This is a genomic window from Vibrio lamellibrachiae (assembly GCF_050337265.1).
Classification (GTDB): domain Bacteria; phylum Pseudomonadota; class Gammaproteobacteria; order Enterobacterales; family Vibrionaceae; genus Vibrio; species Vibrio kyushuensis.
The window spans coordinates 559435-581741 of the sequence record NZ_JAKJSU010000004.1; the positions used below are offsets into that span (position 1 = coordinate 559435).

The following is a 22307-nucleotide window of genomic DNA, read 5'->3' on the forward strand; positions in this document are numbered from 1 at the left end:
ATTAGTTTTAATATTTAGTTCAAATCCCTACAGCCCAAAGGTATTCCCTTTGGGCTTTCTTTTGTATAATGCCGCTATAAAATTCATAATAATTATCATTAAGTTTTCAAATGGATAAGAAAAAACAACGTAGCTTAAATATGTGGCTCAAACAGCAAAGTAAGCTTGCCAAACGCTGGCTTATGATAACTGTTGGCCTAGGCGTGCTTTCAAGTATTTTTTTATTGGCTCAAGCTGCACTTCTCGCCTCAATTTTAAGTCAGCTTATTATCGAACAAGTAGATAAAAGTGAACTCATTCCTTACTTTATAGCACTCGCTGCCACCATTGCAGTTCGTGCTGCTTGCTCATGGGGTAGAGAAATCGCAGGATTTCGCTGTGGTGAACAGATACGAATTTACATCCGCCAACTTATCCTAGACAAACTACGCGCACTAGGCCCAACGTATATTAAAGGTAAGCCAGCAGGCGCATGGGCGACATTATTACTTGAGCAAGTCGAAGATATGCAAGACTTCTTCTCTCGTTACCTACCTCAAATGTCACTGTCTGTTTTCGTGCCTTTTATCATTCTCATCGTTGTTTTCCCTATCAACTGGGCTGCCGGTGTTATCTTCCTGATCACAGCACCGCTAGTACCCTTATTTATGGCTATGGTTGGTATGAAAGCAGCCGACGCGAATAGAAAAAACTTTAAAGCCATGCAACGACTTTCTGGGCATTTCTATGACCGTTTGCAAGCGATGACAACCATTCGCCTGTTTGATCGCACTCAAGCTGAAGCTGATGTACTTAAAGGCGCATCCGAAGTGTTTCGTGTTCGCACGATGGATGTACTTAAAGTTGCCTTTTTATCATCGGCGGTTTTAGAGTTCTTCACTTCTCTCTCTATCGCCATTACCGCCGTCTACTTTGGGTTCAGTTTCATTGGTGAGCTTAATTTCGGACACTACGGTATCGGAGTCACTCTATTCGCTGGTTTATTTATACTCATTCTCGCGCCTGAGTTTTATCAGCCTCTTCGTGATTTGGGCACTTATTACCACGCTAAGCAGCAAGCTGTTGGCGCAGCAGAAAGCATCGTTGAATTTTTGGAAACGGATGTCAGTCAGATTCAATCGGGCGATGTAGCCATTAACAATGATGACAGCATCTCGATTTCCGCCAATAATTTGGAAATATTCAGCCCAGATGGAACGAAACTTGTCGGCCCAGTTTCATTTAACATAAACTCGTCGTCTAATACGGCACTTGTTGGCCCTAGTGGCGCGGGAAAAACAACCTTGGTAAACGCTATTTTAGGCTTTATGCCTTATCAGGGAAGTTTGAGTATTAATGGCATAGAGTTAAATCAAATAGACCATTCAAGTTGGCGTCAAACCATCAGTTGGGTAGGTCAAAATCCGCTTCTGCTTCATGGAACCATTCGAGACAATATCACCTTGGGTAATGAATCAGTTACCGAACAGGCAATTACTCAAGTACTGAGCGATTCTTACTCAGCAGAATTTGTTGACCAACATGGATTAGACTATTTAGTTTCAGACCGTTCTGGGGGACTTTCCGTAGGGCAAGCTCAACGTATTGCACTTGCTCGCGCTATGTTACAACAAGGGCAATTTTGGCTGCTAGATGAGCCAACAGCAAGTTTGGATGCACGAAGTGAACAACTTGTAACACAAGGATTGAACAGCCAAACCAAGCACAAAACAACGTTAATGGTGACGCACCAATTAGAGCCACTCAAAAATATGGATCAAATACTCGTCATGAGTGACGGCTTAATTGCCGAATCTGGAAGCTACGATGAGTTAGCATCAAAGAAAGGACTGTTCCATACCATGCTCTCTTCAAATCAAGCCTTTAACCAAGCAAATAAGGGGAATTTAGATGCGTGATTTACTCCCTTATCTAAAACTGTATAAAAAGCATTGGTTCGGCTTATCACTTGGAATGTTACTAGCGTTTGCCACCCTATTCGCGTCAATTGGTTTGCTAACACTATCTGGCTGGTTTTTATCAGCAGCAGCTATTGCTGGTTTAACAGTAGCTCGCGAAACCTTTAACTATATGCTCCCCGGCGCTTTTGTCCGTGGATTTGCAATGGGTAGAACAGCAGGCCGATGGGGTGAGCGCGTTGTAAGTCATAATGCTACCTTTAAGCTTCTTACAGACCTACGTATTTTCTTCTTCAAGAAGTTAACCCCTCTTATTCCGGGAAAAATTTCAACGCTTCGAGATGGTGACTTACTCAATCGCTTAGTCGCCGATGTTGATGCGATGGATCACGTCTATTTACGCTTGATTAGCCCTGTTATTGTTAGCTTTTTTGGTATCGCAACTCTTACTCTGTTTTTGAGTTGGTTTGATTTAACCCTTGGGCTTACTCTAGGCTCCATATTGCTGATTCTTTTAGCTACTTGGCCAATTGTCTTCTACAAACTTGGCAAACGAAATGGACAGCAGCTTACTGAGAATAAGTCACAACTTCGTATATCAACGCTGGATTGGTTGGAAGGCTATAGTGAATTAACTCTGTTTGGCGCTGAAGAGAAATACCGTAACGCTATCTTGGATGCACAGAACAAATTAGTTTCAAATCAGTTTATTAATGCCCATTATTCGGGTTTAGCTCAGGCTCTCCTGATGCTTGCGAATGGTTGGACATTAGTGCTAATTATCTGGCTATCTGCCGACGGTGTAGGCGGTAATCCTCCGGATCCGATGATTGCCTTGATAGCTTTTGCAACAATGGCTAGCTTCGAACTACTCATGCCTATCGCAGGAGCATTCCAGCATTTAGGTCAAACTCTCACGTCTGCGAGACGACTCAACGAAGTCATCTTAGCGAAGCCGGACGTCGTCTTTAACCCACAAAAATCAGAGTGCTCTGACTCTTACTCGATTGAGTTTAGCGATGTTACCTTTCAATATCCAGATAGCGAACAAACGGTATTAAACTCTATTGACTTGAGTGTTACGACTAATGAGCAAATTGCGATTGTTGGTCAAACAGGCTCAGGAAAATCAACCTTACTGCAACTACTCAATCGTTATTGGGATCCTAAACAAGGAAAAATATCGATAGGTGGTATCCCTCTTGTTGATTGGAACGAGAGTCAATTACGTGCCTCAATTTCAGTAGTCAGCCAACGTGTCGATATTCTTAACGGTACGCTAAGAGACAACCTTCTAATGGCGAAACCATCGGCAGATGATGAAGCTTTATCAGAGTCACTGAACAAGGTTGGTTTAAGTAAACTGCTCGATGATCTAGGGCTAGACACATGGCTTGGAGACGGTGGACGCCATTTGTCCGGTGGTGAAAAACGTCGAATTGGTATTGCAAGAGCCATTCTTCATGACGCCCCTATCCTATTGCTAGACGAGCCAACCGAAGGATTAGATAAACATACAGAACAGCAGATCATGGCACTGTTTGAGTCACACTTCGTCAACAAGACGGTGCTATTCGTTACTCACCGTTTGGTCAATCTACATAAAATGGATAAGGTTTGTCTTATTGAACAAGGAGAGATCGTTGAGATGGGCAGCCATGAAGAGCTGCTGGGTCAGAAAGGTCGCTACTTCCAATTAACTCAAACTCTGTAACACTTCCAGCTATCAGTAAGTGTAACCAGTAAGCGAATATCTAATCGATGTATCGCTTTCTGGTTGCGCTTCGTATGCTAATTCAACTACCTTCGTATAGAATTAGCCGCTACTCAAAATCATCAAAAAACTCCCATACCATCTTACCTACAGGACCTAAGGCTTTAGTCTTGAGCTTCGCTGTAAAAACGGGCACTTCCATCGCTTGCAACGAATCTAATTGGATCAGTTTGTTGTCCAAAACATCTTGTTTGGCTTCATGAAGTGGCAAACGCCCCCAACCTAGCCCACTGCGAATTAGCGACCTTTTAGTATTATGATCTGATACATACCACTGTAGACCGTCTTTGACTATGCCTGAATCCGGATTGGTTTTATAAGAAGATTTAACGACGATCTGAGGATACTGAGTAAGGTCTAGCTGAGTAATGTCGCTATTGCCTGCCAATGGAAATGAGCTTGAAATAAAAACAGGTAATTTACAATGCTCAATACAGCGGTACTGTACTTTGTCATCCTTTTCTAACCCTGCATATACGCCTATATCAACGAGATCATCAAGCAACATCCTTTCACCGGAAGCTGTCTCTATATTCAGATGAATAATCGTTTTCGGAAACTGCTGTTTTAAGGCTAGCAACAGAGTCGACACTTTTTCCATCGGGAATATTGCGCTAAAGCTTAGACGCAATTCAGCCTCGACTTCACTATTCATTTGTTTAGCAAATAAATCGAACTCATTCGCTTCATTAAGAAGATGTTGAATTTTATTGAGTAAGATTTTGCCATTACGAGTGAACTCTGGCCGGTAAGTATCGCGATTGAAGATCTCTACCTGATAGTACTCTTCGACCTGTTTTACTGAATAAGACACGGCAGAACGCGCCTTGAAAAGACGTTCACTAGCCTTTCTAAAGCTACCTTCTTGGTGAATCACGCTTATAACGTGCAAATGTTCCAATGCAATCATGAACTAATAATATGACCATGTCCGTCGAAAAGCTATGCTTTTTTAGAATGACCTTATTGCTTAAAGTGAACTTATCAAATCGCTTCTGTCCTGATAACGCTCAACACGGCAAAGCTCAGATATGAATAAATAATTAGCTCAGTAAGGGAATAGCAATGAACCAACAAGTCCTAAGAACACCAGATAGTGCTTTCAATAATCTCGCGGACTACCCATTTTCGCCGAACTATATAGATGTAGAAGGTATGCGAGTTCACTACCTCGACGAAGGAAGTCACAACACTAAAACCATCTTTCTCCTGCACGGGCAACCGTCATGGAGCTATCTGTATCGCCATATGATCCCAGTGCTAACGAAAGCTGGCTACCGTGTTATTGCCCCTGACTTAATCGGATTTGGTAAATCGGATAAACCAACAAGCATCGATGCTCATACCTATGGTAATCACGTTCGTTGGATGAGCAGTTTTGTCCGACAAATAGGGATAAAAAACGCCGTCGCCTTTATGCAAGATTGGGGAGGAATGATAGGCCTGCGCGCATTAGCTCAAGAGCCAGAATGGTTAGACCGACTTGTCGTTGCTAACACTGCCCTTGCTGAAATGAATGGTGTTGAGAAGTTCATGGTTCCCAAAGTGCTCAAATTGCTCGCTGCATTCGCAGGAAAGCCAAATCTCGAAACCTTTTCAAACAAAATTAACTACGGCAATTGGGCGGGCTACTTTAAGCACTCATCTCAACTCGAAGTAGGAAAGATCATTCAAACACTAACAACAAAAGATCTTAATCCAGAGGAAATACGAGCTTACGACTCCCCGTTTCCAAGCTCTAAATATTATGCGGGGCCAAGAAAGATGCCTCAAATTGTCGCTTCTGAATTAGATAGCGTCAATGAGGATTGGCAGAAATTAAAGCAGTGGGACAAACCTGTACTGACGCTTTTTAGCGACCAAGACCCATTCTTAGCCGATCGTGGTTATGACACAAAATTTCAAAATAACTTTTCAGGTGCATACGGGCAACCGCATAAAACCATCAATAACGCATCACACTTTTTACAAGAAGATCAATCGGAACAATTAGCGACAACCTTAATACATTGGTTAGAAAAAACTGAATATTAAACTAGGAGTAAGCATGAGAATTTTAGCTATAGGTTCAAATGGAACCATCGGAAAAGTAGTCGTTAATCAATTACAAAAAGATAACGAAGTCCTAGCGGTAGGTCATACCCAAGGAGATTATACCGTTGACGTAGAGGACAGCCTTTCCATTCATTCTCTGTTTGAAAAAGTAGGAAAAGTAGACGCCATTGTTAGTATGGTAGGTAATGGTGAGATGGGTAATATCGAGGAAATGCCCGATTCAGGGTTCGATATGGTTATGAACAATAAAATCATGGGACAAGTTAACCTTGTTCGTATTGGTTTAAATTACCTCAATGATAACGGCTCAATTACGCTCACATCCGGTCAAGCATCAAACCATCCTATGCCAGGTACTGCCGCTATTGCCATGGGTGTTGCTGCCATCAACGCGTTTGTAGCAACAGCAGCACTCGAACTAAAGGATGGTAAGCGAATTAATGTGGTAAGCCCAAGTATGGTTAAAGAAACCATGGAGTCGTGGGGAATTGATAGTAGTGCAGGTGTAGCGGCGTCTGATGTCGCCACGTATTACGATGCCAGCATTCATGGTTCGAAAAACGGGCAAGTATATAATGCGGTCGGTGGCTCATATGAATAACTCACAGCCCGCTTATCTTGTCGCATCTCTAATCCTGCCAGAAGGGCATGCATCATTAGTCGATTACGCAAAAGCAGCAATGCCAATTTTTCAATCGTACGGAGCAAATGTATTAATTACAGGTACTTCTGAGCAAGAGGTTGGAATTCTTGAAGGTAACTGGTCAACTCAAGATGCTAAGTTGTCACTTGTGCAGTTTCCTTCGATGCAGCACTTAAAGGAGTGTATGAGTTCCCAAGAGTACTTAGCCATTAAGCACTTAAGGTCAGATGTGATTGATACAAACTTCTCTCTTGCTATTAGTTAAATGACGAAATTTAGTCGAAAAAAAAGCTGATAGGAAATCTATCAGCTTTTTTATTGTATTCAATATGCCCTAAAGCAATACTCGCTTAACGACGAGTTTTGTTACGTGCGCCCGGTTCGCCTGCAGACTTCTTAGTCGGCTTTTTACTACGTGATGGGTTGTTGCTACGACCTTTTGATGGCGTGCTAACACGTTCTTCATGACGCTTAACAGCGCGACGAATTTTTTGGCTGCGAGAACGTTCACGCTGACGTGATGTATTCTCTTTAGACTCATCAAGCATGGTGCTTTTTTCTGGGCTTAGCTCAACAAGCTCTCGAAGATAGTTAACATCTTTAAGTTCGAGCTCTTTCCAACCACCACGTGGCAGTTTCTTGTCTAAGTAGATATCACCGTAACGAACACGTTTTAATCGGCTAACGGTTGTATCTTGAGATTCCCATAGACGACGAACTTCACGGTTACGACCTTCGTTTATCGCTACATAGAAAGTATGGTTCATACCTTCGCCACCAGCGTAAACAATATCTTCAAAACGAGCCATACCATCTTCGAGCTTAACGCCACGAACAAGGTTTTTTACTTTATCTTCGTTTACTTCACCGAAAACACGAACTAAATATTCACGCTCAACTTGACGGCTTGGGTGCATCAAACGGTTCGCAAGCTCACCATCTGTGGTAAATAAAAGTAAACCAGAAGTGTTCGCATCAAGACGACCAACAGAAATCCAACGTGAGCCACGGATCTTAGGCAAGCGATCAAAAACAGTACGACGTCCTTCAGGATCACTACGAGTACATAACTCACCTTCAGGTTTGTAGTATGCAAGTACACGACAAACAACTTCTTCAGAAACCTTAGCTGCTACATTGTGACCATCAATACGAATAACGGCGCTTTCATCTTCTAGACGTTCGCCTAGTTTAGCGACCACACCGTTCACACTAACACGACCGGATTTAATTAAAGTTTCCAGTTCACGACGTGAGCCATGCCCTGCGCGTGCTAAAACCTTCTGTAGTTTTTCGCTCATTTATTTACCTAGTAATTGTCGTCTTCACAGACGTCGAATGAAATTTATTGCGACCCAAAATCGCGGCCGCGTAGTATCTCAAATTAACGATCAAAAAGCATCATTTTTTGACTACTCAAACGGAGAAGGATCGCCAGAGCCAACACGTGCTACCACGGCTTCGTCATCGCTAAAGTCGATCACTGTGGTCGGCTGTTCACCTAAATAACCACCATTTAATATACAATCAACCGCATGCTCCAATTGATCGCGAATATCTTCAGGATCAGATTCTGTATTTTCATTGCCCGGTAATATCAACGACGTCGACATTAATGGCTCGCCTAATGCTTCCAGTAGGTCAAGAGCAATTTTATTATCAGGGATTCGAATTCCGATAGTCTTACGCTTAGCGTTCATCAAACGACGTGGTACCTCTTTAGTGCCTTTAAAGATAAAGGTATAAGGCCCAGGAGTATTCGTTTTCAGTAAACGAAACGCGGTATTATCTACTCGCGCGTATAAAGCGATCTCAGAAAGATCACGACATAGAAGCGTAAAGTTGTGTTTGCTATCCAATCGGCGGATTTGACAAATTCGCTCTAACGCTTGCTTGTTTTCAAGTTGACAACCTAGTGCGTAACCTGAATCTGTCGGGTAAATGACAACACCGCCATTTCGAATAATAGCTACAGCTTGAGTGATCAAGCGAGCCTGTGGATTGTCAGGGTGTACGTAAAAGAACTGGCTCATTGTAATTCCTCATTATCGAGTCTCTCGACTCTATATTATTATTGAAACTATATAGTTGGTTCTTCACCTTCGTTCACCGGTGGTGACGAGATAATAGCCCAATCCTTCCAAACGGGTTCAACGCCAGAAGGTAACCATAAATTTCTTCCAAGCTCAGTCCAAGCAGATGGGTAGTGAAAGTCACTGCCTTGAGAGGCTAATAGTTTGTATTGTATAGCATAATCAGCAAGGGTGCGTCTTTCTTGTTGAGCTTGTTGAGGTAGAGCTACTTCCATAGCGTCCCCACCCGCCTCACTAAAGGCCAAAATTAATCGCTTAATCCACTTCGCCGTTAAATTATAGCGTCCTGGATGAGCTAGCGTAGCAAGCCCTCCAGCGCTGTGTATGGCGTCAATAGCATCATTCATTGAACACCAAGTCGGCGGCACGTAACCTGGATTATTACGAGTTAAATATTTTTTGAATACTTGCTGCATGGTCTTGGCATAACCATTATCAACGAGCCACTTTGCAAAGTGAGCGCGTGTAATCGGCGCATCTCCCGCTATCTGCTGCACTTCTTCAAACACACCTTCTCGGGTCGATTTTTGTAATCGATGCGCGATAAGCTTAGCTCGTTCGTGACGATGTAACTTCTGCTGTTCGATGAGTGCAAGTACCGACGCATTATTTGGATCGATATTGAGGCCGACGATATGAATGTCTTTGTTTTGCCATACCGTGGAAAATTCAATCCCACTAATAAGCTGAATGGGTAATTCATTCTGTTCAATGTGGTCTCTGGCAACATCAAGGCCATCAAGGGTATCGTGATCGGTAATCGCTAGGACTTTGACATCAAAGCTTACGGCTCTATCAACCAACTCTTGAGGGGTTAATCTGCCATCCGAAGCTGTCGTGTGACTGTGTAGATCAATTTTCATCTTTTTTATTCATTTTGTTTGACTTTCTTTCTTTGAACTAGTTAACTAGTACACAAATGCAAGCATCTCCAATAAGGCTCACTATGTTACAAGAATTAAACCAACCTAATAAAGATAAAGTTTCTGCTCTTTGCAGCGAACTTCGTTGGTGGCGTACTTGGACAAGTTCTAAGTGGGTACGCGTGTAACAAATCAAGCCAGATTATTTCACTAAGCCCGCTAAATTAGCGGGCTTTTTTATTTTGTCGACTAACTCACACTCAATTGACTAACAATTCAACAAATAAGCAATATTGTTCATTGGGAGTCTATGTACTTTATGCGAGTATGTACGACAGGAAGATACAAAAAACTAGAAGGAAGTCTTGTGAACAAGACCATTGATATTAAAGAGCTAGGTAACATTGAGATCATCAATACTACCGTCCCTTACTCTCAAGACCCGACGCAACTTTTTCACACTATTTGTGAAAATAAACGCGACAGTTTATTACTAGAGTCTGCCGAAATTGACTCAAAACAGAATCTAAAGAGCCTGCTGCTTATTGATTCTGCGGTTCGGATTATCTGTTATGGCCACGAAGTTACATTCCAAGCTTTAACAGCGAACGGCCAAAGCCTCATTAAACATATTCATGCTAACGTAAAATCTGATATCGAATCTGAGTATAGCTCAGAAAAGTTGGTGCTCACATTTACTCAAGCTTGCGACACACTCGATGAAGACTCTCGCCTTCGCGAACCTTCTTCTTTTGATGCCCTACGTCTTGTCCAGCATAGTTACAAAAACAACCCAGATGAAAAGCTAGAGCTATTTTTGGCCGGTCTTTTTGCTTACGACCTAGTCGCAAATTTTGAGCCCCTAGGCGATGCTGAAAGCACGAACCAGTGCCCTGATTACGTTTTTTATGTTGCAGAAACCTTATTACGCTTTGACCATCAAGTGGAAGAAGGTCACTTGCACGCTAGTAACTTTAGCCAAGACTCAGAAGTAAAAGACCAACTTGAACAGCGACTCGCTGAAATCAAAGCACTGTGCGAACTACCTCCTGCGAACGTGCAAGCAATCAAACTCGCTAATGTTGATGTAGTTCCTAGCATCTCTGATGAGGTGTTCTGTCAGACAGTACGTGATTTAAAGCAATACGTGGTTAAAGGTGACGTTTTCCAAGTTGTACCTTCTCGTCGATTTACTCTTCCATGCCCTTCTCCACTTGCTGCTTATCAAGAACTCAAACAAAGTAACCCAAGTCCTTACATGTTCTACATGCAAGATGAACTATTTACTCTGTTTGGCGCCTCACCGGAAAGTGCACTGAAATACGAAACCGATACTAACCAAGTCGAAATTTACCCTATCGCGGGAACTCGACGTCGAGGTAAACGCCCGAATGGTGAGATTGATTTCGATCTTGATAGCCGTATTGAACTAGAACTTCGAACGGACACGAAAGAGAACGCGGAACACATGATGCTCGTCGACTTAGCACGAAACGATGTTGCTCGAATATCTCAAGCAGGCACTCGCCACGTGGCTGACTTACTGAAAGTTGATCGCTATAGCCATGTTATGCATTTGGTTTCTCGTGTTGTAGGCCAATTGCGCGAAGACTTAGACGCTCTCCATGCGTACCAAGCGTGTATGAATATGGGAACACTCACGGGAGCACCTAAAATTCGTGCCATGCAACTGATTCGTGATGTCGAAAAAGCGCGTCGTGGAAGCTATGGTGGCGCAGTTGGTTATCTAACAGGTGAAGGTACACTCGATACATGTATTGTTATCCGTTCAGCCTACGTTGAAAATGGTATCGCTCAAGTTCAAGCAGGCGCTGGTGTCGTTTTTGATTCAGACCCGCAAGCCGAAGCGGACGAGACTCGCGGAAAAGCTCAAGCTGTCATTTCAGCGATTCAAGCTGCGCATAAGGAATAATTGATATGACGACGACATCAGTAAACAACGCAAACATCGTATTTATCGATAACTTCGATTCATTCACTTATAACCTTGTTGACCAATTTCGTTCGCTTGGCTACCCAGTAACGGTTTATCGTAACAATATCGAAGCAAGTGCCATTGAAAACGCAATCGAGCAATTAACCAATCCTGTCGTACTGTTATCGCCTGGTCCGGGAGCACCATCAGAAGCAGGCTCAATGCCGGAACTGATTCAACGTTTAAAAGGTAAAGTGCCTATGATTGGTATTTGCCTTGGGCATCAAGCGATTGTTGAAGCTTACGGTGGTACCGTGGCAGGCGCAGGTGAAATCATTCATGGCAAAGTGTCGATGATGGCACACCAGAATCATGCGATTTATCAGAACTTACCTTCCCCTCTGGCCATTGCTCGTTATCACTCTTTGGTCGCGACTCATGTCTCTGAGCAACTAACGATAACAGCTGAAGTTGATGGGCTCGTTATGTCCGTTGTCAACGAACAAGATAAAGTTTGCGGGTTCCAATTCCACCCAGAATCAATCATGACCACTTATGGCGCGACACTTCTTAGCAATGCCATAGAGTGGGCTCTTGAGAATCAATCTAACCACGAAAAAACGGCTTAATAAGGAAGTTATCATGGAAAATATTATTAATAAGCTTTATGACCAGCACTCTCTTACCCAAGAAGAAAGTCAGCAACTGTTTGACGTTATTATTCGTGGTGAATTAGACCCCATTTTGATGACCGCAGCACTGACTGCGCTTAAAATCAAAGGCGAAACACCTGAGGAAATCTCAGGAGCTGCGAAAGCATTACTTGCCAACGCAAGTCCATTCCCTCGCCCAGATTATGATTTTGCCGATATCGTTGGTACGGGTGGCGACGGACACGACACTATTAACATCTCTACTACTGCCGCCTTTGTTGCCGCAGCGTGTGGTTTAAAAGTCGCGAAACATGGCAACCGTAGTGTTTCAAGCAAGTCAGGTTCTTCTGATCTGCTTGCCTCTTTTGGTATCGACCTTGCAATGAGCGCAGAAGATACTCGACAAGCAGTTGATGAACTGGGTGTAGCCTTTCTTTTCGCTCCTCAATATCACGGTGGTGTTCGCCACGCGATGCCTGTTCGTCAAACACTGAAAACGCGTACAATTTTCAATATTCTCGGCCCTCTGATCAACCCCGCTCGTCCGAACATAGAGCTGATGGGTGTATACAGCGAAGAATTAGTATTACCGATTGCCCAAACAATGTTGAAAATGGGCATGAAACGCGCGGCCGTTGTTCACGGTAGTGGGCTAGACGAAGTGGCGATCCACGGCACAACTACCGTAGCCGAAATTAAAGATGGTGAGATTACACAATACATCTTGTCGCCAGAAGATTTTGGTATAACCAGTCACCCTCTAGAGGCTATTAAGGGCGGTGCTCCTGAAGAGAACCGCGCCATTATTACTAATATTTTGACAGGTAAAGGTACCGACGCTCAAGTTGGGGCAGTGGCTGTCAATGTAGCGCTTCTAATGCGTCTATTTGGTCAGGAAGATTTGAAAGCAAATACACAAAAAGCCATCGAAGCGATGAATTCAGGAAAAGCTTTCGATCTTGTTCAACAACTTGCGAGCAGAGGCTAATTCAATGACGCAACTTTCTGAACACGTATCGCTACAAGAAACGGAAATGGCTGAGGTGTTAGCCAAAATTGTCAAAGATAAATATTTGTGGGTCGAAGATCGTAAAGTATCGCAACCTCTTGGTGAGTTTAAAGCAGCACTTACACAATCTGATCGTGATTTCTACAACGCACTTGAAACAGGAAAGACTGCTTTTATTCTAGAGTGTAAGAAAGCGTCTCCTTCTAAAGGGCTAATACGTGATGACTTTAACCTAGAGCAGATCGCTACCGTTTATAATCGCCATGCGAGCGCTATCTCTGTTCTGACCGATGAAAAGTACTTTCAAGGTAACTTTGAATTTTTGCCGAAGGTTCGCTCTATCGCGACGCAACCTATCTTGTGTAAAGACTTCATGGTCGATACGTATCAAGTATATCTAGCGCGTCACTACAGCGCAGATGCCATTCTTCTTATGCTCTCAGTGCTAAACGATGAACAGTACAAAGAGCTTGCGGACGTCGCTCACTCATTAGGAATGGGTGTTCTGACCGAGATAAGTAATGAAGAGGAGTTAAACCGTGCCGTCGCCTTGAACGCGAAGGTTATCGGCATTAACAATCGCAACCTGCGTGACTTATCGACCGACCTTAACCGTACTAAAGAGCTTGCTCCACAAGTAAAATCGAAAGCACCAAATGCGATTATTATTTCAGAGTCAGGTATATACACTCATCAACAAGTAAAAGACCTTATTCCTTACGCTAAAGGATTTTTGATCGGTAGCTCGTTAATGGCAGAAGATGATATTGAGCTTGCAGCTCGTAGCGTCATCTTAGGCGAAAACAAGGTGTGTGGATTAACCCACCCTGATGATGCAGCCAAGGCCTACCAAGCAGGCTCTGTATTTGGCGGGCTTATCTTTGTCGAAAAATCTAAACGATATGTTGATCTTGAAGCCGCCCGATTAACCATGAGTGGTGCGCCGCTTAAATATGTTGGCGTATTTCAAAATAGTCACGTTGATTCTATTGTAGAAATTACTTCTCAATTAGGACTTAAAGCGATACAACTTCATGGTGATGAAAATCAAGAGTTCGTAGATGAGCTAAAAGCACGTCTTTCCGATTCAACTGAAATCTGGAAAGCTTACGGTGTGACAGATTCAATGCCGACACTATTGGAACACAATATTGACCGCCATCTGTTAGATACCCAAGTCGGTGAACAATCAGGTGGAACAGGGAAAGTATTTGACTGGGACATCATTAACCAGACACAACAAATTATGCTAGCTGGTGGGCTAAGTGCAGACAACGCACAGCAAGCGTCACTTCTTGGCTGCTTAGGCCTTGACCTAAACTCAGGCGTTGAATACCAAGCAGGTAAAAAAGATACCGATAAGTTGCAACGAGCGTTTGCAGCAATCAGAGATTATTAAGGATTATTATCATGGCAAAACTAGACGCCTATTTTGGTGAATACGGTGGACAATACGTTCCACAAATCTTAGTCCCAGCACTAGACCAACTTGAGCAAGCATTTATTGACGCTCAAGAAGACCCTGAGTTTCAAGCTGAGTTTATGACGCTACTGCAAGAATACGCAGGTCGTCCTACGGCGTTAACTTTGACTCGTAACTTGACCAAAGGCACGAAAACTAAGCTTTACCTTAAACGTGAAGACTTGCTTCATGGTGGCGCACATAAAACCAACCAAGTTCTTGGCCAAGCACTGCTTGCTAAGCGCATGGGCAAGAAAGAGATCATTGCGGAAACTGGCGCGGGACAGCATGGCGTTGCAACGGCTCTAGCGTGTGCACTGCTTGATTTAAAATGTCGTGTTTATATGGGTGCAAAAGACGTTGAACGCCAAAGCCCTAATGTATTTCGCATGAAGCTAATGGGCGCGGAAGTTATTCCAGTTCATTCAGGTTCAGCAACGCTTAAAGACGCATGTAACGAAGCACTACGTGATTGGTCTGCAACGTATGAAGAAGCTCACTATCTACTTGGTACAGCGGCTGGCCCTCACCCATTCCCAACCATTGTTCGTGAATTCCAACATATGATTGGCGAAGAGACTAAGCATCAAATCTTAGCTCGTGAAGGTCGCCTGCCTGACGCGGTTATCGCATGTGTCGGTGGTGGTTCGAATGCAATAGGTATGTTCTCTGACTTTATCGAAGAGAAAGATGTACGCCTGATTGGTGTAGAGCCAGCAGGTAAAGGAATTGATACTGACCAACACGGTGCGCCACTTAAGCACGGTAAAACGGGCATCTTCTTTGGTATGAAAGCGCCATTAATGCAAGATGAACACGGACAAGTTGAAGAGTCATACTCAGTTTCAGCAGGTCTTGACTTCCCATCAGTCGGTCCACAACATGCTCACCTAAGTGCTATTGGCCGAGCTGAGTACGACAACGTGACCGATGATGAAGCATTAGATGCTTTCCAAATCTTAGCTCGTAAAGAAGGTATTATTCCTGCGCTTGAATCAGCTCATGCTCTTGCGCATGCACTTAAGATGGCACATGACGAACCAGAAAAAGAGCAGCTACTGGTTGTTAACTTATCAGGGCGTGGTGATAAAGACATTTTCACTGTCCACGATATTTTAGAAGAGAAAGGAGTCTTATAATGGATCGCTATCAAACACTATTCACTCGTCTAAGTGAGAAAAACCAAGGCGCTTTTGTCCCTTTCGTTACTGTTGGTGATCCTAATCCTGAGCAGTCACTTAAAATAATGGAGACATTGGTTGAAGCTGGCGCTGACGCTCTTGAGCTTGGTATCCCTTTCTCTGATCCACTCGCGGACGGCCCAACGATTCAAGGTGCAAACATTCGTGCCTTAGATTCAAAAGTAACACCTGACATCTGTTTTGATCTTATCGCTAAGATTCGTGCTAAATACCCAGAGCTACCGATTGGGTTACTGATGTATGCAAATTTAGTCTATTCGCGTGACATTGAAAATTTCTACCAACGCTGCGCTGAAGCAGGCATTGATTCTGTATTAATCGCAGACGTCCCTACTAATGAAAGTGCCGAGTTTGTCGCTGCTGCTGAAAAACATGGTGTACATCCAATCTTCATCGCTCCACCAACGGCGAGCGACGAAACATTAGCATCAGTAGCTAAACTAGGCAGCGGGTATACATACCTACTCTCTCGTTCAGGTGTAACAGGAGCAGAAACCAAGGCAAACATGCCCGTTAATGCACTATTAGATCGCCTTAACCAGTATGATGCTCCTCCCGCGCTTTTAGGCTTCGGTATTTCCGAACCTGAGCAAGTTAAGCAAGCCTTAGTCGCCGGTGCTGCGGGAGCCATCTCAGGTTCCGCTGTCGTTAAGATCATCGAAACAAACCTAGAAGCACCAACCCAGATGCTCTCAACACTTCATAAATTCGTTTCTACTATGAAACAAGCTACACAAATGTAGCTAAATGTTTAAAAGTTAGATCTTTTAGTCTAAAAGACCTTCAGAGAAATTTTGAAGGTCTTTTTTTTAACATTTAACAATTCTCTTACTTCAAGCCTCATCAAAATCTCATTCACAACCCCAATCAAATACGTGCAATAAATCACCAAAACAAATAGCAAACGTTTGCTAAAAATGACAAAAAACAAACAAAAGTCATAAAAACCCATTTAAGTACTCCAATTGCCCCCCTGCTCGGTTGCCAATAGCGATAGATACGTGTACAAAGCATGACGAAATATTTATCTAATAATTTAGTAACTATTAGTATGTAATATTAGGATTTTACATTTAAGCAGCACAGGAGTAACAAAAGTGTTAAAAGAAAAGAATTTACTAAGCAACATTGGCGTGCAAGTAGTCATCGCTATGATTCTTGGTACAGTCATCGGTGGCCTGATGGGTGAAAGTGCAACGATGTTTGCACCGATGGGCGCAATCTTCATCGCATTGATTAAAATGCTGGTGATCCCTTTAGTAGCGGTTGCACTAATTTCAGGTGCAGCTGGTCTAGGTAGCAGTCAATCAGCAGGTAAAGTTGGTCTAACGACATTAGGTTACTTCGGTATTACTTCAGCACTTGCTGTAGCACTTGCTCTAGTAATGGGTGAAATCTTCAAGCCTGGTCTAGGTATCGATGTTTCTGCCGTTGAAGGCATGTTTGCGGTTGGTGACTTAGCAGACAAAGGTGAGCTTCCTACTTTCTGGGCAACCATAACTGGTATGATCCCAACGAACATTTTCAGCTCCCTGAACGAAGAAAACATCCTACAAATCCTAGTATTCTGCCTGTTCTTTGGTGTAGCACTTTCTCAGCAAGCTGCTGAAAAGCGCGACCCAATCATCAACGGTGTTAACACTATTGTTGGCGCAATGGTTTGGATGATCAATAAAGTAATGATCATCGCTCCGCTAGGTGTATTTGGTCTGATGGCTGAAGCGGTTGGTACGTTCGGTTTTGCTGCACTAATGATCGTATTCAAACTGTTCATGGTTTACATTGCTGCAATTCTAATCTTCGGCTTTGTAGCATACCCGCTGATGATCCAAATCTTTACTAAGACGTCTGCGAAGAAATTCCTAACAGCAATGAAGAAGCCACAGGCTGTTGCACTTTCTACGGCATCTTCTATGGCAACGCTTCCTGTTACTATGGAAACCGTTGAGAAAGAGCTAGGTGTTCGTAACTCAACGGCATCATTTGTTCTGCCACTAGGCGCAACAATCAACATGTCTGGTAACGCGATTTACTACGGTTTGGTTGCAATCTTCTTTGCACAGCTATTTGGTATTGATTTAAGCATGGGCGCATACATTGCGATCATCTTAACCTCTACTCTTGGTGCTGTTGGTCAAGCAGGCGTTCCTGGTCCATCTTTCCTAGTGGTTGCAGTACTACTAGCGGCTGGTATTCCAATCGAAGGTCTACCACTACTGTTTGCTCTTGACCGTGTATTCGACATGATCCGTACAGCGCTAAACATCACTGGTGACGCAGCATGTGCTGTTATTGTTGACTCTCTAATTGAAGATGAAGTAGTTGAAGCTGAACTTCAAAAACAAGAAGCATAGAGCTCGCCCATTATTGATTCAATATAGTAATCAGTGGTGCTATTAAATCATCACCTTGAACTATATGTTTCATTAAAGTGAAATATAAAGGCCCTAAGATGTTAAATCTCAGGGCCTTTTGTTCTATAAATGCTGAGATCTATCGCACGCTTCACTTAATATGCATTCGATTACATTATTCTCTGTTGTTATGCTACTAGGCCACTAGTTAACTCTGCTAAACATAGGGACAAAGGATGGCCGCGATCGATCAATCAGACTGTAACCACCAACTCGATCTCGATATCACTAAAGAAAGCTGTTTTCGCACAGCCCAATCAATTGAAGCAACAATATCAACAAGTTTTCTTGTCGATATATTGATGAATAGATTAAGTATTGCCTACTCTCTCGATCCATCTCTCCAATCCCTTAGCATCGATTCATGCATTAAGACAAAAGCGTACTTTCAAGCGCTTAATACCGATATCCCCGCTTGGCCTGAAGAGTTCAAATCACTCGAAAAATTGGCGATACAATGCTTTGATCATTGGCCTGCATTCTGGTGTGAATATGAAATATACAAGATAAAACAGCGCTATCCATCCGACAGCACTTATAAGCCTAGTGTTCTACTTATCGATGAAAATTTATACCAATCTCAAATCATTGAAGAAATAGAGACATCAAATAAGCTCTATTTATCACTTCACCATTTTGCACCAATGCCGCTAAATGATGCGATTGCCCTTATTAATCTATCCACACTGGTCTCAGTGAACAAGTGGTATGAAATTCTACCCAAATTAGACATATCACGTCAGGGAAGCCACTTTATCCTTACCTACCCGAATTCTAACGATCAAGATACACCAAGCACTATCGTTTCATCAGCTCGAATTCAAGGTTGGAAAGACGCACAGCAGTGGCTCTATTTCACATCGTTTTTCCGAAATCATTATTGGCAATTATGTTTGCCTAACAACCTGAATGAACGCTGTTTCGAACTGGGATTATTTGATGCCAAGTTCGATTATAACGGTAGCTGTAACCAACACTTTGAAGACAACTTCAGTTCCCATATCCAAGATAAAGAGCAAATATGTGAAGTGCTACGTTTAACAGTGAGCGGGACAACCACGCAAGGTGCATTCTTTCTCTTTCTTGCACAAAAACGAATTATGCCTTATCTAGCCGATAGAAACTTCAAACTCGCATACACAGTTATCGAACAACCGTGGATGATCCGGTTTTATGAAACATTAAAATACGGGGGCTATTTTCATAGTAGTTTTAGACATGTTGAAAACTCTATCAACAATACGTACAAAGGATTTTGGGTCATCCCTAGTTTGCGCTATGAGCTTGAAGATCTAGATTATCAATCTTATAAGCATCGCGTCATTGGTAGAATTAGAGAAGTGAAAGAGATTGACTATGTTTGACACACTCATTGCACCGCTGCTTTATCCAAAAGCGTTAACATTGATTGGTATCTCTTTTCTTATTTTGATCTGGGTCGGTTACTTTTTATATTCATTACGAAGTCGATCACGCTCGTTACAGGAGCCATCTAGTGGAAATAAAGCAAATACTTTTAGGTTCTATGTGTTCTATTCTATTGGGCTATTTTTTTGGATCATAAGTAATGCCTATTTTCATACCGACTTCTTAGTTATTTTTTCTGCTGAAGTCGCTGTTTTCATGGCAATACTCGCCAATATATCTGCATTTCTTGGATTTACATTCGCTTTCTTGTTCTCATGTCAGCTTCGCGCTGAGCTTTCAAAAACACCGACACCAAAGTTTCATTACGCGATATTAAGTCTGTTTGTCATTTATGCGATTACTGTAAACATCGTTCCAGATCTCACCGTCGTTGATGTTCATGTAAAAAGTGCGAGTGACTTTATAATAGTCTTTGGTCCGCACACTCAAGGCTTCTTTACCATTCTGATTTCCCTAATAGCACTCACGTTGATCAATTTGGTTTCGATAAGACACAGTGCTGATAAACTTGGTCAAGCTCGAATCAATTACATGATTCTGGGCATCGCAATTTTCATGATTTCAACAGCCGTTATACAGCTTGGTTTTACTTATCTACTCAATGATTTCTCGTTAACATGGTTACCACCTGCTTTATCAATCAGCGAAATGTTGATGGTCGGTTATGCGCTACTAACGCGTCGATTTTTTAGTGGGAAGTACATACTCTTTCTCACCCTAACATTGATTATCACTAGTGGGTTCTATACTGCACTTTACCTTTCTATCTGCCAATTTTTAACACCAGCTCAAGTAACCACAAATGTCATTATAGGTTGCATGTTTATTGGTGTTACATGGCGATACATGTTCAACAAGATTAAGCGTTATGTCAGTGTTGTACTCTATCAATCAGAACAAACACCACTTGATGAGATCAACTCTTTGGTTTCAGAGTTTCAGTCTTCTCCATCAATTGCCATGAATAAGCTGTCCCTATTACTGGGCGTGCCTAAATCCCAAATACAGCTAATCCAAACTAGTGAAGAAGATGAGCTATACACCAAACAGGTTCAGCTATTCGGGAATGCGCTTATTGTTGATGAAATTAAAGATCAAATTGATCGATCATCTAGCGATCAACCTGAAGAGCTCGCAAAGTTATACGCTAAAATGAGTAATACCGATGTCGCTATGGCACTACCGCTATTTGATGATAGCCATGGCGTCTCACACTTTCTCATATCCACTCACAAAACAAGTGGCCGCTTATTCTCACAGGAAGAGGTCTTAGCGTTGCAACGCATGCTCAAAAAAGCGCAAGGCTATATCAACATGGAATGTAAAGTTAGACAGTCTCAAGCGTTAGCTAATACGATTGCGCATGAGATGAGAAACCCGCTCGCGCAGGTGTTACTGCATTTTGAAACATTACGCTCACACATTGACCGTCAATCTGCCGTCCATGAGCTAGAAATAGAGATAGATAAAGGTAAAAATGCTGTTGAACGCGGTAAGCAGCTTATTGATATCATACTAAGAGAAGTAAACAGTGCCTCATTAGACGATGAACCCTCGTCTTCATATTCAATTACCCAACTACTAAGAGGATCACTCGACCAGTACGGGTTCGAAGACACCTCGCAGAAACAACGAATTCGGCTAATCGCAACTGGTGACTTTTATGTCAAAGTTAACGATACCTTATTTAATTTTGTCATTTTCAACCTACTTCGTAATGCCATTTATTACTTTGATTCTTATCCTGATAGTCAAATTGACATTTCCATATTGCAAAGTGACAATCAAAATCACGTCATAGTCCGAGATACCGGACCTGGTATACCAGAAAAAATACAAGCTCATATTTTTAATGACTTTTTCTCTCATAATAAAAGTGGTGGTAGCGGCCTCGGGCTAGGATACTGTCAGCGAGTAATGACCTCTTTTGGTGGGACTATTAACTGCGAATCAGAATTGGGGAAATTCACTGAATTTCGATTAAGCTTTCCTGTTATCGCTGTACCGCAACCCGTGGAAAAAAGCTTTAAAAATAAAACAGATAATAGGTTTATTCCTACCGATTTTGATAATCAACAGCTAAACCATAAGCATATCTTGGTTGTCGATGATAAAGAGGTGCAACGAGCACTTGTGACGCTTTACCTTGAACATTTGGATCTAGGGCTGAATATTATTCAAGCTAATAATGGAAAAACCGCGATTGATATTTTTAGAACAAACCCTATCGATCTGGTTATTATGGATATCCAAATGCCCGTGATGAATGGGTTTGACGCCTCAATTGAACTGAAGCGGATATCCCCTACAACCCCTATCATTGCTCTCTCTGGCGAGTCTGGAGCCAAAGAGCTTTCTATGATCTCAGAATTAATGGATGACCATTTAAGTAAGCCAACAGGCCAAGATGCCCTAGAAGAAAAAGTTATAAAATGGCTTAGTAGAAATCGAGAAGTTCAAACAACTCATTAGTTGGCATTTAATATGCTTTGTATTCTATTACGTTGCGGTGGCATTTTCTTGGCTACCACTTGCTCTTCAGCAGCAACTTAGATTAGGAGCAGTTGTTATGGACATTCATCGACATACTTACTATGGCTTAATCCATCATGGGATTAAAACGTTACTCGTTGATCGTATTGGGCATTTTACTGAAATGGAATACCACGAATACTTGAACTTGATGACGGGTAAATCGTGTTGCTTTTCCATGAGCGATGCAGAGTTAAGGTCGGCAGTAGATAACCTACGTAACGAAGGGTATTTGGAAGATATGAAGCGACTGATCCCAAGGCTGCAAACGAGTGTAATTGAAAGGTAATTAATTTTAAAACGTCTCCATTTGTTTTGTATTGCCTCTGTTTTCGCTAGACTGTA

20 protein-coding genes and 1 other annotated feature are annotated in these 22307 nt (G+C 42.4%); of the genes, 16 read left to right on the top strand and 4 right to left on the bottom strand.

The features are described 5' to 3' along the window. Positions 1 to 110 precede the first annotated feature (110 nt). Positions 111 to 1898, top strand: coding sequence for a heme ABC transporter permease/ATP-binding protein CydD (cydD, locus tag L4C54_RS02770; RefSeq protein WP_428807002.1), 1788 nt, complete (start codon positions 111 to 113; stop codon positions 1896 to 1898). Beyond that, positions 1891 to 3612 (top strand): heme ABC transporter ATP-binding protein/permease CydC, encoded by a 1722-nt coding sequence (gene cydC / locus L4C54_RS02775; protein WP_428807003.1) that lies wholly within the window; start codon positions 1891 to 1893, stop codon positions 3610 to 3612. The genes cydD and cydC overlap by 8 nt, the downstream gene beginning before the upstream one ends. Positions 3613 to 3721: 109 nt before the next feature. On the opposite strand, the gene L4C54_RS02780 is transcribed toward cydC, so the two are convergent. Further along, positions 3722 to 4582 carry a LysR family transcriptional regulator gene (locus L4C54_RS02780; RefSeq protein ID WP_428807004.1) on the bottom strand — a complete coding sequence of 287 codons (861 nt, stop codon included), beginning with the start codon at positions 4580 to 4582 and terminating at the stop codon, positions 3722 to 3724. 155 nt (positions 4583 to 4737) lie between these two features. Between L4C54_RS02780 and L4C54_RS02785 the strand changes: the two genes are divergently transcribed. From L4C54_RS02785 to L4C54_RS02795, 3 genes are read left to right on the top strand one after another with little or no spacing between them, the layout of a single operon-like run. Then, positions 4738 to 5706: a haloalkane dehalogenase gene (locus L4C54_RS02785; protein ID WP_428807005.1), complete on the top strand. Its 969-nt coding sequence runs from the start codon at positions 4738 to 4740 to the stop codon at positions 5704 to 5706. A 13-nt stretch (positions 5707 to 5719) separates the two neighbouring features. Beyond that, positions 5720 to 6328 carry a short chain dehydrogenase gene (locus L4C54_RS02790; RefSeq protein WP_428807006.1) on the top strand — a complete coding sequence of 203 codons (609 nt, stop codon included), beginning with the start codon at positions 5720 to 5722 and terminating at the stop codon, positions 6326 to 6328. Further along, positions 6321 to 6635 (top strand): DUF1330 domain-containing protein, encoded by a 315-nt coding sequence (locus L4C54_RS02795; protein WP_428807007.1) that lies wholly within the window; start codon positions 6321 to 6323, stop codon positions 6633 to 6635. The genes L4C54_RS02790 and L4C54_RS02795 overlap by 8 nt, the downstream gene beginning before the upstream one ends. Before the next feature lie 85 nt (positions 6636 to 6720). On the opposite strand, the gene rluB is transcribed toward L4C54_RS02795, so the two are convergent. The 3 genes from rluB to rnm form a co-directional block, all read right to left on the bottom strand. After that, on the bottom strand, positions 6721 to 7671 hold the full coding sequence (gene rluB / locus L4C54_RS02800; RefSeq protein ID WP_428801618.1) for a 23S rRNA pseudouridine(2605) synthase RluB: 951 nt from the start codon (positions 7669 to 7671) through the stop codon (positions 6721 to 6723). A 111-nt stretch (positions 7672 to 7782) separates the two neighbouring features. After that, positions 7783 to 8403, bottom strand: a complete 621-nt coding sequence (locus tag L4C54_RS02805; RefSeq protein ID WP_428801617.1) for an L-threonylcarbamoyladenylate synthase — start codon at positions 8401 to 8403, stop codon at positions 7783 to 7785. A 47-nt stretch (positions 8404 to 8450) separates the two neighbouring features. Then, positions 8451 to 9326 (bottom strand): RNase RNM, encoded by an 876-nt coding sequence (rnm, locus tag L4C54_RS02810; RefSeq protein WP_428807008.1) that lies wholly within the window; start codon positions 9324 to 9326, stop codon positions 8451 to 8453. A gap of 83 nt (positions 9327 to 9409) precedes the next feature. Between rnm and trpL2 the strand changes: the two genes are divergently transcribed. The 11 genes from trpL2 to L4C54_RS02865 all read left to right on the top strand — a co-directional run bounded on the left by trpL2 (position 9410) and on the right by L4C54_RS02865 (position 22251). After that, positions 9410 to 9514, top strand: coding sequence for a tryptophan operon leader peptide (gene trpL2, locus L4C54_RS02815; protein ID WP_428807009.1), 105 nt, complete (start codon positions 9410 to 9412; stop codon positions 9512 to 9514). Then, positions 9467 to 9567 (top strand) — a sequence feature (Trp leader region). It overlaps the preceding gene by 48 nt. A 126-nt stretch (positions 9568 to 9693) precedes the next feature. Further along, entirely contained in the window at positions 9694 to 11259 is a 1566-nt protein-coding gene (locus tag L4C54_RS02820; protein ID WP_428807010.1) for an anthranilate synthase component 1, read from the top strand. 5 nt (positions 11260 to 11264) lie between these two features. Then, complete coding sequence (locus L4C54_RS02825) at positions 11265 to 11891, top strand: aminodeoxychorismate/anthranilate synthase component II (RefSeq protein ID WP_428807011.1); 627 nt, start codon at positions 11265 to 11267, stop codon at positions 11889 to 11891. Between the two features lie 13 nt (positions 11892 to 11904). Next, the gene (trpD, locus tag L4C54_RS02830; RefSeq protein ID WP_428807012.1) at positions 11905 to 12903 is read left to right on the top strand and encodes an anthranilate phosphoribosyltransferase; all 999 of its coding nucleotides are present in this window, start codon (positions 11905 to 11907) and stop codon (positions 12901 to 12903) included. A 4-nt stretch (positions 12904 to 12907) separates the two neighbouring features. Further along, entirely contained in the window at positions 12908 to 14323 is a 1416-nt protein-coding gene (gene trpCF, locus L4C54_RS02835; RefSeq protein WP_428807013.1) for a bifunctional indole-3-glycerol-phosphate synthase TrpC/phosphoribosylanthranilate isomerase TrpF, read from the top strand. Between the two features lie 11 nt (positions 14324 to 14334). After that, positions 14335 to 15525: a tryptophan synthase subunit beta gene (gene trpB, locus L4C54_RS02840; protein WP_428807014.1), complete on the top strand. Its 1191-nt coding sequence runs from the start codon at positions 14335 to 14337 to the stop codon at positions 15523 to 15525. After that, entirely contained in the window at positions 15525 to 16331 is an 807-nt protein-coding gene (gene trpA / locus L4C54_RS02845) for a tryptophan synthase subunit alpha (protein WP_428807015.1), read from the top strand. The genes trpB and trpA overlap by 1 nt, the downstream gene beginning before the upstream one ends. 321 nt (positions 16332 to 16652) lie before the next feature. After that, positions 16653 to 17942 carry a dicarboxylate/amino acid:cation symporter gene (locus tag L4C54_RS02850; protein WP_428807392.1) on the top strand — a complete coding sequence of 430 codons (1290 nt, stop codon included), beginning with the start codon at positions 16653 to 16655 and terminating at the stop codon, positions 17940 to 17942. 236 nt (positions 17943 to 18178) lie between these two features. Next, positions 18179 to 19366, top strand: coding sequence for an acyl-homoserine-lactone synthase (locus L4C54_RS02855; protein ID WP_428807016.1), 1188 nt, complete (start codon positions 18179 to 18181; stop codon positions 19364 to 19366). Then, positions 19359 to 21902: a hybrid sensor histidine kinase/response regulator gene (locus L4C54_RS02860; protein ID WP_428807017.1), complete on the top strand. Its 2544-nt coding sequence runs from the start codon at positions 19359 to 19361 to the stop codon at positions 21900 to 21902. The genes L4C54_RS02855 and L4C54_RS02860 overlap by 8 nt, the downstream gene beginning before the upstream one ends. Before the next feature lie 97 nt (positions 21903 to 21999). After that, entirely contained in the window at positions 22000 to 22251 is a 252-nt protein-coding gene (locus L4C54_RS02865; RefSeq protein ID WP_428807018.1) for a hypothetical protein, read from the top strand. Positions 22252 to 22307 lie beyond the last annotated feature (56 nt).